Below are 12,591 nucleotides of genomic sequence, written 5' to 3'. Positions count from 1 at the left end.
CCCAGCTGTCGCGGTAGTGTCATGAGCCGCGCCTTCGACGCGATAGTCATCGGCGCCGGGCAGGCCGGCCCACCGCTGGCCGGTCGCCTGACCGGCGCCGGCATGCGTGTCGCCATCATCGAGCGCAAGTTCTTCGGCGGCACCTGCGTGAACACCGGCTGCAAGCCGACCAAGACCTTGGTGGCGAGCGCCTATGCGGCCCGCATGGCTGCCCGTGCGGCGGAATATGGCGTGGTCCTCAGTGGACCGGCCGCCATGGACATGGCGCGCGTGAAGGCGCGGGCCGGAAAGGTGATCAGCGACTCCCGGCAGGGGGTCGAAACCTGGCTGGGCAGCATGCCAGGCTGCACCGTGTTGCGCGGCCATGCGCGGTTCGAGGGGTCCGATCGCCTGCGGGTTGGGGGCGAGGTGCTGAGCGCGCCGCGCATTTTCATCAATGTCGGTGGGCGCGCCAGTGTACCGGACATACCCGGCATCCGTACCGTACCGTTCCTCACCAACAGCGACATGGTCGAACTCGACCACTTGCCGAAACATCTCGTCGTCATTGGCGGCAGTTATATCGGGCTCGAATTCGCCCAGATGTTTCGCCGCTTCGGCGCCGAGGTCACTGTCGTGGAGATGGGCGATCGCCTCGTGTCGCGCGAGGACGAGGACGTCTCGGCGGCCATCGCCGACATCCTGGCCGCCGAGGGCGTCGACATCCGCGTTGGCGCCAAATGCATTCGACTCTCGCCGCATGAGAACGGCGTAGCCGTTGCGGTCGACTGCGCGAGCGGCGAGCCGGAGATCGTCGGATCGCATCTCCTGCTGGCGGTTGGCCGCCGGCCCAATACCGATGATCTCGGGCTCGATGTCGCCGGCGTCGAGATCGATGCGCGCGGCTACATCAAGGTGGACGACCACCTGGCCACGAACGTGCCGGGCATCTGGGCAATGGGCGACTGCAACGGCCGCGGTGCCTTCACGCACACCGCCTATAACGATTTCGAGATCGTGGCAGCCAATCTCCTGGACGGGCAGGATTGGAAACTGAGCGAGCGCGTGCCCGGGTACGCGCTCTATACCGATCCACCGCTTGGACGAGCCGGCGTGACCGAGGCGGCGGCGCGCGCCACGGGTCGTCCCCTTCTCGTCGGCAAGCGCGCGATGACGCGGGTCGGCCGCGCCGTGGAGAAGGGCGAGACGCAAGGCTTCATGAAGGTCGTTGTCGACGCCGGGACCAAGCGTATCCTCGGCGCCGCCATCCTCGGCACCGGGGGCGACGAGGTGATCCACGGCATCCTGGACATAATCAATGCCGATGCGCCGTATACGACGCTGCAGCGCGCCGTGCCGATCCACCCGACCGTCTCCGAACTCATCCCCACCCTGCTGGAGGAATTGAAGCCGGCAATCCAGGCATGAACGGGAGTGCTAACTGCTGATGGATCTGGAACAGGTTCGTCTCATGCGATCGAATCCACCCTGTCAGGATAGAAGGCGAGGTGATTCTTGATCGCGCGCACGTCCTCATATGGCGCCTCATAGGTCCAGACGGCATCGATCGATCGTGCGCCGCCGGCTGGGATGCTGAAGTACGACGCGTCGCCCTTGTACGGGCAATAGGTGCCGTGATCGCTCCGCTCCAGCAGGTCCATTCGCGCATCCTGGCGCGGAATGTAGATCGCCGCCGGGTAAGCCGCTTCCCGCAGGACAAGGGCATTGTCACTGTCGGCGATCGTCTGCCCGCCGACAACGACGGTCACTCGGCGGCGAAGTGGCTCGATGGTGATGGGATGATCGGGGCCAGGTTGAAGGACGGGTCTTGTCATCGCGAGAACTCCCGGAATGTCTGTGATGACGGCCTGGCGCCGATCGATCTGGCCAGACCGAAAAGCCGCGACGCTTCTGAACGCACGGAGATCGGGGCAGCCCTGTTAACTGGTGCGTCAGCATTGGATGTCCACGCCAAAGCCGGATCCCGTTACGAGCGCTGGCTCCGCGAGCGTGTTGAGGATCGCGGTACACCTGATCTGGAGGCTCTGAGATGTCTGACTATGATCTCTTCTATTGGTCGGTGCCGTTCCGGGGCCAGTTCGTGCGCGCTGTCCTCGCCTATGCGGGCAAGAGCTGGACGGAAGGTGGGGATGCCGCGATCTCCAAGATGATGAGCGGCTCCGTGAAGGAGATGCCCGTCCCGTTCATGGGCCCGCCCATTCTGGTCGACAGGAAAGCGGGCTTCGCCATCGCCCAGATGCCGGCCATCGTTCTGTATCTGGGTGAGACGCTCGACCTCTTGCCGGCGACTCCCCCTGTGCGCGCCCTGACCATGAAGATCGTCAACGACGCCAACGACGTGATCGATGAGATCACTCTGGATGGCGGCCGTCAGATGTGGACGGAGCGGCGCTGGCACGACTTTGTGCCGCGCCTGAAAAAGTGGATGTCGCTGTGGGAGGAGACCGGGCGCCGCCATGGCCTGAAGAAGGGCTCGGGTTTTCTCCTGGGCGGCGAAACGCCGGCCATCGCCGACATCGTTACGGCCACCCTGTGGTCGACCATGGCCGATCGCTTCGAGACAATAGGGTCGATCCTCCAGGACACCGCGCCAATGACGGCAGCCCTTACGCGAAGAGTGTGTGATCTGCCGCCATTCGTTAGCTTGGCCGCCCAAGCGCGAAAGGACTATGGCGACGCATACTGCGGCGGACGGATCGAAGCGTCATTGCACAATGTTCTCGACGCGTAAGCCGCCGGCAGACACGTTGAGAGCGGCAGGGCGGTAGTCTGGTCCGCGTAATGATTAGGGAAGGCGGACGCGCTGATTGAGCCAAAAGATGGCGGTTGCGGCGAGGACGATGGCGCTGATGAAGGTGCGTGCGCAGCGGTCGTAGCGCATGGCGATGCGGCGCCAGTCCTTGATCCTGCCGAACATGATCTCGATGCGGTGGCGCTGGCAGCAGAGCAGGGCGTCGAGCGGGATCGGCTGCTTTCGGCTTCGCGTTGATGGAATGCAGGGTGTGATGCCGCGCGGCTAAGGCTTCGCGAAAGCAAGCGCTGTCGTAGCCTCGGTCAGCGATCAGTTGCCGCGCTCTGACTGATTGAGAACCGCGGAAGCAGGAGGATCGCGCCGCGATCGTCACTGGCCTGGCCTTCGGTGAGCAGGAGCACGACAGCTCGTCCCCGCGTGCGGCCGCAGGTAGAAGACATCCAGCAGCCCACCACTCGCGGTCCGATTTCTGCTTCAGCCGAGCGCAACGCACGCACCTCACAATCTCAAACAGATCCGCAAGATCAACTTGATTCCAGGTGTTCGCATCGACTGCGCCGCAGCTCGGCGCTTCGAACCGCGGCCGGGGAACCGTCCCTGCGCGGTGGGCGTCGTCGATGCCGGTCGCTCCGCGGGCGGCTCGCATTTCAATCCTCTTTCGGCTTCACCAGGTCTAATGTCTCTACGAAGAGAGCCGCGAGGTTGGGCAGCGGCCGCTGGCGCGAGGTCAGGATCCGCGCCGGGAGTGGCACGGATGGCAGGAACGGCCGCGTTTCCATGCCCTGTTCGCGCGCCGCGAGTACGGCGAAGCCATCCAGCACCGTGACCCCCGCCCCGCCATGCGCCAGCGCGCACGCGACGGAAGCCTGGTTCACCTCCACGGCGACGCGCAGCTCAACATTGGCATCCTCGAATGCCGGGGCGATCAGTTGACCGGCCGGCAAGTGCCGCGCCGCGGCAATGATGGCTTCGTCCGCAAGGTCGGCCGGCGTCAGCGTGTCGCGGACGCAAAGCGGATGTCGACGGGGAAGGACGCAGCCTAGCGGAAGGATGGACAGGGTCCGCACCGACGCGCGTGGATCACCGATGTGGCCGATGACCATCCCGATATCGACACGATGATCCGCAACCAGGGACGCAGCTTCCAGCATCGTCGTGATGCGCATGTTGACGGTGACGTCTCGAGCATTCTGCCCGCCGAGCAAGGGCCGTCATCGTAGCTTTCCGCCGCCACGCCGCTTCCGTCGAGGGATTGCCTCGAGGCCTTGCAGCCGACGATCGCGCAACTAACCCGATCCTAGCTGCACCGCTGCCTGACCGCCATGGCATCTCCCACCTACCTGAGATCGAAGGCGATAGGGCCATCAAGAGGGCGTTCAAGCCTTATCGTGTCGGCTTCCTTCACATCACTATCGCGGAGGTGCAGATCACCGAGGGCAGGCTCTACTTCTTTCTTGTCGTCGACCGCGCTTCGAAGTTGACCATTCGTCCAGATGGTCAGCAGCGCAACGCGCGTCACGGCACCCGCCTTCCTGAAGACCCTTGCTGCCGCCGTGCCCTGACGCGCCCACGCCACGCTCACCGGCAACGGTATCCAGTTCCGCTTCGCGCCCGCCAACGTGTGAACGGCAGCTCCCGTAGCCCACATGTGCGACTGACGCGCACATGCCGGCGCGCGCGTCGTCCGCCGATCTCAGCCTCCCGATGCCAGCAGTCCCTCGCGCGCCGCCTTGTTCCAACGCTCGGCGTCCCTGTGCGTCCGGGCTGCAAATGCCTCCGCATCTTCCACGAAATCGTAGTTGCCCATCTGGATGATGCGACGGCGCACCTCCTGCTGTGTCACCGCCGCCCGCAGCGCGGCGTTCATTCGCCGCGCGATCGCGGCCGGTAGCCCGGCAGGCGCATAGAGCCCGACCCAACCGGTGAATTCGAAGTCGGGCAGATCCGCCTCGCTGATCGACGGAACATCCGACAGGAGCGGAAGGCGTTCGCGCGACGTCACGCCGATGATGCGCAGCCGCCCGCTGCCCATCTGCGACAGCGCCGATTCCGGGCTCGCCCAGCCGACATCCAGATGGCCGGCGATGAGGTCGGTCATCATTGGACCACCGCCGCGGTAAGGCACCTCGGTCATCTTGGCGCCGATCTGCCGCGCGAAGAGATTGCCGATGGATGAGCTGAGCGGCGTCGAGGTCCCGTGGCTCACACCGTCGGGGTTCGCCCGTGCAAAGGCGATCAGGCCCCGCAGGTCGCGGAACGGCAGGCCGAGCCGAGAGACCAGTACGATCGGGTAGGCAGCGAGCAACGCGACCGGCGTGAAGTCGCGGACCGGATCGAACGGGAGGCTTGGCGTGACGTAGGGGCTCAACAGATGCCCGTTGGTGACGGCAACCTGTGTATAGCCATCCGCGGGCGACCGAGCGACCTGATCGGTGCCCACCACGCCATTGCCGCCCGGTCGGTTCTCAATGATCACAGGCTGACCCAGGTCATGACGCATGGCCTCCGCCAGCAGGCGACTGACAAGGTCCGTACCGCCGCCGGGCGCATAGGGCACTACAATTCGGATCGGGCGCTGCGGCCATTCCTGTTGCGCCACGGCTGGCACTGGCAAGGCGAGGGCGGCGGCACCCGCCGACAACAACGCACGCCGTCCAGTAGTCATAGTCTTCTCCTCATGCGGTAATTGGTTAGTTGCGCGCATCAGAACTCGATGCGGATACCGGCCTCATTCAGGAAGCCGGTCCAGAAAGCGGTGGTATCCCGGATCATTGGTCCGAACGCGGCCGGGCCGATCGGCATCGGGTCCAGCATCAGCGTATCGAAGGTCCGGCGCGCCTCGGGATCATTCACCGCGGCGAGGATCGCTTCAGTCAGCTTCGCGCGGATCGGAGCAGGGGTCGCCGCGGGCGCAACGAGGCCGAAGAACGTGTCGACGACCAGGTTCGGGATGCCGGCTTCCGCGGTCGTCGGCACGTCGGGCAGGCCGGCGAGGCGCTGCGGCGCGGTGACCGCGAGCGCCCGGACGCGCCCGCCCTGGATAAAGGGCATAACCGGTGCGAGCGTGTCGCAGCCCATGATCACGCGACCCGCGGCGAGGTCGCTCAACGCCGTGCTACCGCTGCGGTAGGTAATCTGCGTCGCACGCACACCCGCGCGCCTCAGGAAAAGCTCCTGCGTGAGATGCCCGATCGTCCCGAGGCTACCGGCGGCGAAGGACTCGTCGCCGTCGCGCATGCGCGCCACTAGCTCTGCCAAGGTGCGGGGCGAATTGGGCAGCGTGCCGGTGCAGATGACGTAGTAGCTGCGCGCGACCCCCGCGAGCGGCGCGAAGTCGCGCTCGACCACATACTTCGCGTAGGGGCTGAGCGCGGCGTTGGCGCCGAGCGAACTCGACGAGCCTAAGGTGATCGTATAGCCGTCCGGCGCAGCGCGCGCGCCAGCCTCCGTGCCGGGAATGCCACCGCCGCCCGCGCGGTTCTCGACCAGGGTTGGTTGCGGCAAGGTCTGCCGCATTCCCGTGGCGATGATGCGGGCGAGCGTGTCACTGCCGCTGCCCGCCGATGCCGGCACGATGATGCGGATCGGCCGGTCAGGGAACTCGGCCTGGTTCTGCGCCCTCAGCGGCCACGGCGCGACCAGGCCCGCCAGCGTCGCCACCGCGCCCCGTCGATCGATCCGCATCGTCGGACTTCCTTCGCGCGTCGCGTTCGTCGGCATCACGGGCCGAGCCTGACCAGCTCCACCGGGAAGGCGGCGGCGAGATCGTCGCATTCGGCGACGTGGTAGACGGAGAAACGGTAGGCCGCGCCCGCCGACAATTCCGGCGGCGTGAAGGGGAACGCCAGATTGCCGCCGGTCGAGAGGCGGCCGGGGAAGCCGAAATGCAGCATCTTCTGCTTCGCCAGCCCGACCACGGCTTTGGCGAGATCCGCGGTCGGCGCGATGCACTCGATCAGCAGGAAAGCCTCGCCGGCGTCGGTGATGCCGGTGCGGGCACCGGGGTAGAGGTTCGTGGCACCGGCGCCGTAGACGCGGACCCTGAGGTCGTACGAAGCGTCGGGCAGTATGTCCGCCACCGCGCCGCGCACGCCCTCGGCGATCGCGTCGCGATGGGCGATGACGCCGGGATCGCAGGTCGCGGCGATCGTCACGGCCCGTTCGCCGCACCAGGACGACCCCTCCAGCTTGATCGAAGGCTGGGCGGCATCCGCCCAGCGCGCGCCCGAGACCCGGACGCGCCGATGGTCCAGTGCCTCGAACCGTGCATCGGTGAGGTGCAACGTCCCGTGCGGCTCCCGGACCTCGTGCGGATTGGATTGCTCGTAGAGCCCATGAGCCGCCACTGTGACCGGCGTCGCGGCCCGGATGGGGTTCATGCTCTCGATCTCGAAGGCGTCGGCGTGCAGCGTGCCCAGCATGGCGTCCGGGCCGCCGGGCGTGCAGCACAGCGACGAGCATTCGATGATCTTCGCCATGTGCGTCGCCAGCCCCTCGGGATAACCGAGCATGACCGGTACCGCGGCGAAGATCGCGGTGTCACAGGCGCGGCCGGCGAGGACGATGTCGGGTTCCAAGGCGAGGGCCCGCAGGAACGCCTCCGTGCCCATCTGGCCGACGATATGGGCCGAGGCGTCGACCTCGGCCGCCGTCAGCGCCGGCATCGCGCGGCCGAGCGACTGAACCCGCCCGGCGGCGACCTGCTGCTTCAGCCAGGCGCGGTCGGTGTCGGCGTGGATGACGGCCACGCGCAGCGGCAGCGAATCCTCCCGCGCGATGGCGCCGATCATGTCGAGCACCAGGGCTACATGCGGGGCGGCGCCGGCGGTGCCCGCGCTGCCGATGATGAGTGGCACGCCGACGTCCCGCGCGCCGTGGATGACGAGCCGCAGATCGCGACGCGTCACCGCCTCCGACGTCGCCATCCGGCCGCTGCCGAGATAGGCCGGGCCGGGATCGACCGAGCCCATGTCGCAGCCGATGACGTGCGGCTGGCGAGCCAGCCCGGCGCGGAAGGCGGTAACGGCGATGCCGTTGCCGAGCTGGCCCGAGGCTGCGAGCACGCGAAGCGCGTCGCGTCCCGGGCGGATCGCGCGGTCGCGCAGGGGAGCCACGACGTTCACAGCACCACCCCCAGCAGCGGCCGGTGCTGCTGCGCGCCATAGACGTCCACGTCGCCCGGCGAGCCCGCGATCACAGGTCGGTCCAGCACGACCTTGATGGCATGCGCCGCGGCGAAGGGGATGACCTCGACGGTGTCCGGATCGACACCGTAGAGCTCTGCCAGCGCGGTGGCCGACAGCGCGGGCGACTGCGCCGCCAGGCCAAAGGATTCCGCATCCGGAAACATAAGGTCGAGCGTCACGTGCAGCGGTCCGGCATTCTTGCTCCGGACGACGCTGGCGATGTCGACGAGCCGGCGGGGCGCCGATCCATCCCCGGTCATGCGCGCTTCCCCTACGCCGTGCAGAGCTGCATCAAGCGGTCGAGCGACGCCTCCCGCTCAAGGCCGTTGACGGCCTCGATGATCGCCGTGGCGGTCTCGGCGCTGACGGCGCGCGTCGCATTGGCGCGGAACTTGGCCTCCACCGCGGCGGCGGTGAGGGGCACGTCGGGCGTACCGAGGCTGGCCGGCTTGCGGCTGCGCAGGACGCGCCCGTCCTTCAGCGTGACGATCACCTCGCCGGGGAAGTGCTTCGGATAGTCACTCAGCGGATCGGGCGTGCATTCCGCCAGCGCGGCGATGCGCAGGACCGCCGGATCGTCGAGCGGGTCGTCGTGGAAGGACGCGAGGTCGACGCGGCCCGTGACGAGTGCGAGCGCGACGACATAGGGAACGCTGAACTGCGCCGAGTAGATCGTCTCGGGCCGGATCACGCGCTCGCGCGGCTCCGCGACCATCTTGTGCAGGCTGGGCGTGAGCGGGCATTCGATCGCCGCGATGTCGGGCAGGGCGAACTTCCCACGCAGTTCCAGCGCGGCATCGACGAAGGCGTGAATGAAGTGGCAGCACGGATAGGGCTTGAGTGCGATGCCCATCGCCTGCCATTCGCGGCCGAGCCGGTGGGAGGGCAGTGCCTCGCCGTGCGGAATCTCGCCGGTATGCGCGAAGTAGAAGCCGCGCCGCCCCTCGAACACCGTGTCCGGCCCAATGAAGCCGCCGCGCGCGAGGGAGACGGCCGAGAGCCCGGCATGCGCAGCCCAGCCGGGGTGCAGCCGCTTCAGCCAGGAATTGCCGCGTTCCAGGATGCCGGCCGCCTGGCTGCCGCAGATGCCGAGCGCCCAGACGAGCTGCTCCTCCGCCGTGCGCGTCAGCCGGCCCGCCGCCGCGGCGGCCGCGAAGGTGCCGAACAGCGAGGTGGGGTGGAAGCTGCGGTCATGGAGCTTGCCCGCCCCGACCGTCGCGAGGCGGCAGCCGATCTCCAGCGCGGCGATGAAGGCGGTCAGCACCTCCTCGCCACTGGCGCGGCTCGCCTGGCCCGACGCCAGCACCGCCGCCATCGCCGGCGCGCTGGCGTGGTAGATCGCGCCGACATGCGTGTCGTCGAAGTCGAGGCCGTGGGCGAGCACGCCGTTCACCAGGGCCGCCGAGGCCGGCGGCAGCGCGGCCCCACTGCCGATGGCGCTGGCCTGTCCGCCGGTGCCCAGCTCGCTGGCGCCCTTCAGGATCGCCGCGCCGAAGTCGAAGCGCGAGGAGGCGAGGGCGATGCCGATGACGTCGAGCAGGTGCTCCTTCGCGAGGCGGATCAGCGCGGGCGGCACGTCGTCGAGCGACAAGGCGAGGGCGAAGCGCGCGAGGTGCCGCGCCTCGGTCGGCGCCGCCACGGCGTCACGAAGGACCGGCGCCGTCAGGGTCGGGGACATGGGCGTTCTCCTTGCAGCCCTGCCTGGGCTTGTTGCGTGCAGGCTATGGCCCCGCGCAGGGTCGGCACAAATCGCCTCTGCCGATACGCCTATCAGTCCGGCCGATAGGTCGACGACTTATCAGCAAGCCTGATGGATCCATCGCGGACCGCGAATTGCCGCGCCGTCGCCGCCGCGCCTAACGTCGGGCGAGCAGAACGAGGGAACGCGCATGAACGCCGCCAACCGGCAGATGAGCCTGATTGCCTTCATGCAGGCCCAGAACTGCACGAACTATGTCGGATCCTGGCGTCATCCGGCCTCGATGTCCGACTTCCTGACGCCCGCCTACTACCAGCGCATTGCGCGGACGCTGGAGGACGCGAAGTTCGACATGGCCTTCTTCGACGACCGGCTGGCCATGCCCGACATCTACGGCAACGACCATCGCGCGACCGTCGAGAACGGCATCCGCACCGTCAAGATCGATCCCTGCACCGTGCTGATGACGATGGCGGCGGTGACGACGCATCTCGGCCTCGGTTCGACCTACTCGACGACCTATTACGAGCCGTTCCACGTCGCGCGGCTGTTCGCCACCATGGACCTGATGACCGGCGGGCGCGTCGCCTGGAACGTCGTTACCTCGTTCAACGACAGCGAGGCGGCGAATATGGGCCATGACGAGCACATGGAGCACGATGCGCGCTACGATCGCGCCGACGAGTTCCTCGACGTGGTCACCGGCCTCTGGTCCTCCTGGGAGGACGATGCGCTGATCGTGGACAAGGCGTCCGGCCGCTTCGCCGACCCGGACAAGGTGCATCGGCTCGATCACGCGGGGCGATACTTCCGCTCAAAGGGACCGCTGCCGGTGCCGCGGTCGGCGCAGGGCCAGCCGGTGCTGCTGCAGGCCGGGCAGAGCGGGCGCGGCATCGCCTTCGCCGGTCGCTGGGCGGAGGTGGTCTTCGCCTCCTATCAGACGCGCGAGGCGGGCCGGAAGCAGTATGCCGCGCTGAAGGGCGCGGCCGCCGCCGCGGGGCGCGACCCGAACCTGATGAAGGTCGCACCCGCCGTGAAAGTCATCATCGGCGAGACGGCCTCCATGGCCGAGGAGAAGCGCGAGATGATCGCCGCGCTCGCCAAGCCGATCGACAGCCTCGCCCTTCTCTGCGAGGTGCTGAACGTCGACTTCGCGACGCGCCCCTATGAGGAGCCTTTCACCGACGAGGAACTGGCCGGCGTCTCCTGGCACAGCCTGCGCGACAAGGTGATCCAGAAGACGGGGAAGAAGAACCCGTCCGTGCGCGACTTCGTCGAAGCCTCCGGCCGCGGTACGATCAATGAGAGCCTGACCATCTCCGGCACGCCGACCCAGGTCGCGGACCAGATGGAGGAATGGTTCTCCGACGCCTGCGATGGCTTCGTCGTCGCCGCCACCGAGATTCCTGGCTCCTATGAGGATTTCGCACGGCTGGTGGTGCCGGAACTGCAGCGGCGCGGCCTGTTCCGCACCGAGTATCCGGGCAGGACGCTGCGCGACACCATCGGCGTGCCCGCCCCGCCGTTGCGCCGTTCGCCGCGCACGGCGCTGGAGGCCGCGGAGTGAGCCCGCTCGATCTCGCCGGCGAGGAACTGCGCATCCTCACGCCCTGCGGCATGTTCGGCTACGGCATTCCCGTCGAGCACTTCAAGCGCGGCATGGGGCGGGACCCGCATATTGTGATCGTCGACAGCGGCTCGACCGATCCCGGGCCCTATCAGCTTGGCCTCGGCCATACGCTGGTCTCCCGCAGCGCCTACATGCGGGAGCTCGCGCTGCTGATGGATGGCTGCGCGGAGAAGGGCACGCGGCTGGTGATCTCCTCGGCCGGCGGCGCCGGCACGGATGCGCAGCTCGACGACATGATCGGCATGATCCGCGAGATCGCGCGCGCGCGCGGCCGCCGCGCCCGCATCGCCGCGATCCGGTCGAGCGTGGCGAAGGACGTCGTTCGCGAGGGGCTGAGGCGCGGTCGCGTCTCCTCCTGCGGTTCGGCCCCGGAGCTGACCGAGACCGACATCGACGAGACGGTCGACATCGTCGCGCAGATGGGGGCGGAACCCTTCGCCCGCGCGCTGAACGAACATCCGGATGCGGACATCATCGTCACGGGGCGGGCCTACGATCCCGCGCCCCATGCGGGGTTCTGCATGGGCCGCGGCATCGATCCCGGCCTGTACTGGCACATGGGCAAGATCATCGAATGCGGCGCCGCCTGCGCGGAGCCGAAGGGGCGGAACATCCTCGCCACCATCCGCCCCGGCAGCTTCGATGTGGAGCCGATGAATCCGGCCGAGCGCTGCACGCCGACTTCGGTCGCCGCGCATACGCTGTACGAGAAGACACGGCCGGACCTATTGAGCGGCCCGGGCGGCACCATCGACCTGCGCGGCGCGCGGTACGAGGCGCTCGACGATCGCCGCGTGCGCGTCAGCGGCAGCGCCTTCATTCCCTCGCAGGGCTATACGGTGAAACTGGAAGGGGCCGCGATCGTCGGCTACCGCACCATCTTCATCGGGGGCATCCGCGACCCGATCCTGCTCGGCCAGCTCGACGGCTTCCTGGCGGAGGCGCGTCGGCGCACCGAGGTGCTACATCCTGAACTCGCCCGCGGCGAGGCGACGCTGCACTATCATTGCTACGGCCGTGACGCGGTGATGGGCGCACTCGAGCCGCTGCGGGACCGCGTGCCGCACGAGATCGGCCTGCTCGGCGAGATCACCGCGCCGACGCAGGAGATGGCGAATGCAATCGCCGGCGCCGCGCGCGTGGTGGTGCTGCACATGCCCTATCCGGGGCAGATCTGTACCGCGGGGAACTTCGCCATCCCGCTCAACCCGCCGGAGAACCCGATCGGGCCGGTCTGCCGCTTCAGCATCTACCACCTGCTGGAGGTCGAGGATCCGACCGCCCTGTTCCCCATCGAGACGATCGAGGTCTGAGCATGCCTGGC

At 67.9% G+C, this 12,591-nt stretch carries 13 protein-coding genes; 4 read left to right on the top strand and 9 right to left on the bottom strand.

The annotated features are described in order from the left end of the window. The first annotated feature begins 21 nt into the window (after positions 1-21). Positions 22-1,407 (top strand): FAD-containing oxidoreductase, encoded by a 1,386-nt coding sequence (locus GXW78_RS10840; RefSeq protein ID WP_211868661.1) that lies wholly within the window; start codon positions 22-24, stop codon positions 1,405-1,407. A 41-nt stretch (positions 1,408-1,448) separates the two neighbouring features. On the opposite strand, the gene GXW78_RS10835 is transcribed toward GXW78_RS10840, so the two are convergent. Continuing rightward, on the bottom strand, positions 1,449-1,748 hold the full coding sequence (locus GXW78_RS10835; RefSeq protein ID WP_338147726.1) for a DUF427 domain-containing protein: 300 nt from the start codon (positions 1,746-1,748) through the stop codon (positions 1,449-1,451). Between the two features lie 281 nt (positions 1,749-2,029). Here GXW78_RS10835 and GXW78_RS10830 point away from each other — a divergent pair, with 281 nt between their 5' ends. After that, positions 2,030-2,731 (top strand): glutathione S-transferase, encoded by a 702-nt coding sequence (locus GXW78_RS10830; protein WP_211868656.1) that lies wholly within the window; start codon positions 2,030-2,032, stop codon positions 2,729-2,731. Positions 2,732-2,785: 54 nt separating this feature from the next. Here GXW78_RS10830 and GXW78_RS28620 read toward each other — a convergent pair whose 3' ends face one another. The 8 genes from GXW78_RS28620 to GXW78_RS10790 form a co-directional block, all read right to left on the bottom strand. Beyond that, positions 2,786-2,950 carry a transposase gene (locus tag GXW78_RS28620; protein WP_408904177.1) on the bottom strand — a complete coding sequence of 55 codons (165 nt, stop codon included), beginning with the start codon at positions 2,948-2,950 and terminating at the stop codon, positions 2,786-2,788. A 449-nt stretch (positions 2,951-3,399) separates the two neighbouring features. Further along, positions 3,400-3,957 carry a LysR substrate-binding domain-containing protein gene (locus tag GXW78_RS10820; RefSeq protein WP_272876828.1) on the bottom strand — a complete coding sequence of 186 codons (558 nt, stop codon included), beginning with the start codon at positions 3,955-3,957 and terminating at the stop codon, positions 3,400-3,402. Positions 3,958-4,088: 131 nt separating this feature from the next. Then, a complete protein-coding gene (locus GXW78_RS10815; protein ID WP_211868653.1) occupies positions 4,089-4,271 on the bottom strand; it encodes a hypothetical protein in 183 nt (60 codons plus the stop codon). 174 nt (positions 4,272-4,445) lie between these two features. Next, positions 4,446-5,417 (bottom strand): Bug family tripartite tricarboxylate transporter substrate binding protein, encoded by a 972-nt coding sequence (locus tag GXW78_RS10810; RefSeq protein ID WP_211868651.1) that lies wholly within the window; start codon positions 5,415-5,417, stop codon positions 4,446-4,448. 38 nt (positions 5,418-5,455) lie between these two features. After that, positions 5,456-6,436 carry a Bug family tripartite tricarboxylate transporter substrate binding protein gene (locus GXW78_RS10805; RefSeq protein WP_211868649.1) on the bottom strand — a complete coding sequence of 327 codons (981 nt, stop codon included), beginning with the start codon at positions 6,434-6,436 and terminating at the stop codon, positions 5,456-5,458. Positions 6,437-6,471: 35 nt separating this feature from the next. Further along, complete coding sequence (locus tag GXW78_RS10800) at positions 6,472-7,866, bottom strand: acyclic terpene utilization AtuA family protein (protein ID WP_211868647.1); 1,395 nt, start codon at positions 7,864-7,866, stop codon at positions 6,472-6,474. A gap of 5 nt (positions 7,867-7,871) precedes the next feature. Beyond that, the gene (locus GXW78_RS10795) at positions 7,872-8,198 is read right to left on the bottom strand and encodes a DUF4387 domain-containing protein (protein ID WP_211868645.1); all 327 of its coding nucleotides are present in this window, start codon (positions 8,196-8,198) and stop codon (positions 7,872-7,874) included. A gap of 11 nt (positions 8,199-8,209) precedes the next feature. Beyond that, positions 8,210-9,616 (bottom strand): MmgE/PrpD family protein, encoded by a 1,407-nt coding sequence (locus GXW78_RS10790; RefSeq protein ID WP_211868643.1) that lies wholly within the window; start codon positions 9,614-9,616, stop codon positions 8,210-8,212. A gap of 211 nt (positions 9,617-9,827) precedes the next feature. On the opposite strand from GXW78_RS10790, the gene GXW78_RS10785 reads away from it, so the two are divergent. Both GXW78_RS10785 and GXW78_RS10780 read left to right on the top strand, forming a co-directional pair. After that, positions 9,828-11,204, top strand: coding sequence for an LLM class flavin-dependent oxidoreductase (locus GXW78_RS10785; RefSeq protein ID WP_211868641.1), 1,377 nt, complete (start codon positions 9,828-9,830; stop codon positions 11,202-11,204). After that, complete coding sequence (locus tag GXW78_RS10780) at positions 11,201-12,580, top strand: acyclic terpene utilization AtuA family protein (protein ID WP_211868639.1); 1,380 nt, start codon at positions 11,201-11,203, stop codon at positions 12,578-12,580. The genes GXW78_RS10785 and GXW78_RS10780 overlap by 4 nt, the downstream gene beginning before the upstream one ends. Positions 12,581-12,591: the final 11 nt, after the last annotated feature.

The organism is Neoroseomonas terrae, assembly GCF_018129025.1.
GTDB lineage: Bacteria > Pseudomonadota > Alphaproteobacteria > Acetobacterales > Acetobacteraceae > Neoroseomonas > Neoroseomonas terrae.
Note: the sequence above shows the minus strand (reverse complement) of the source record. Positions and strands in the feature narration are given on the sequence as shown.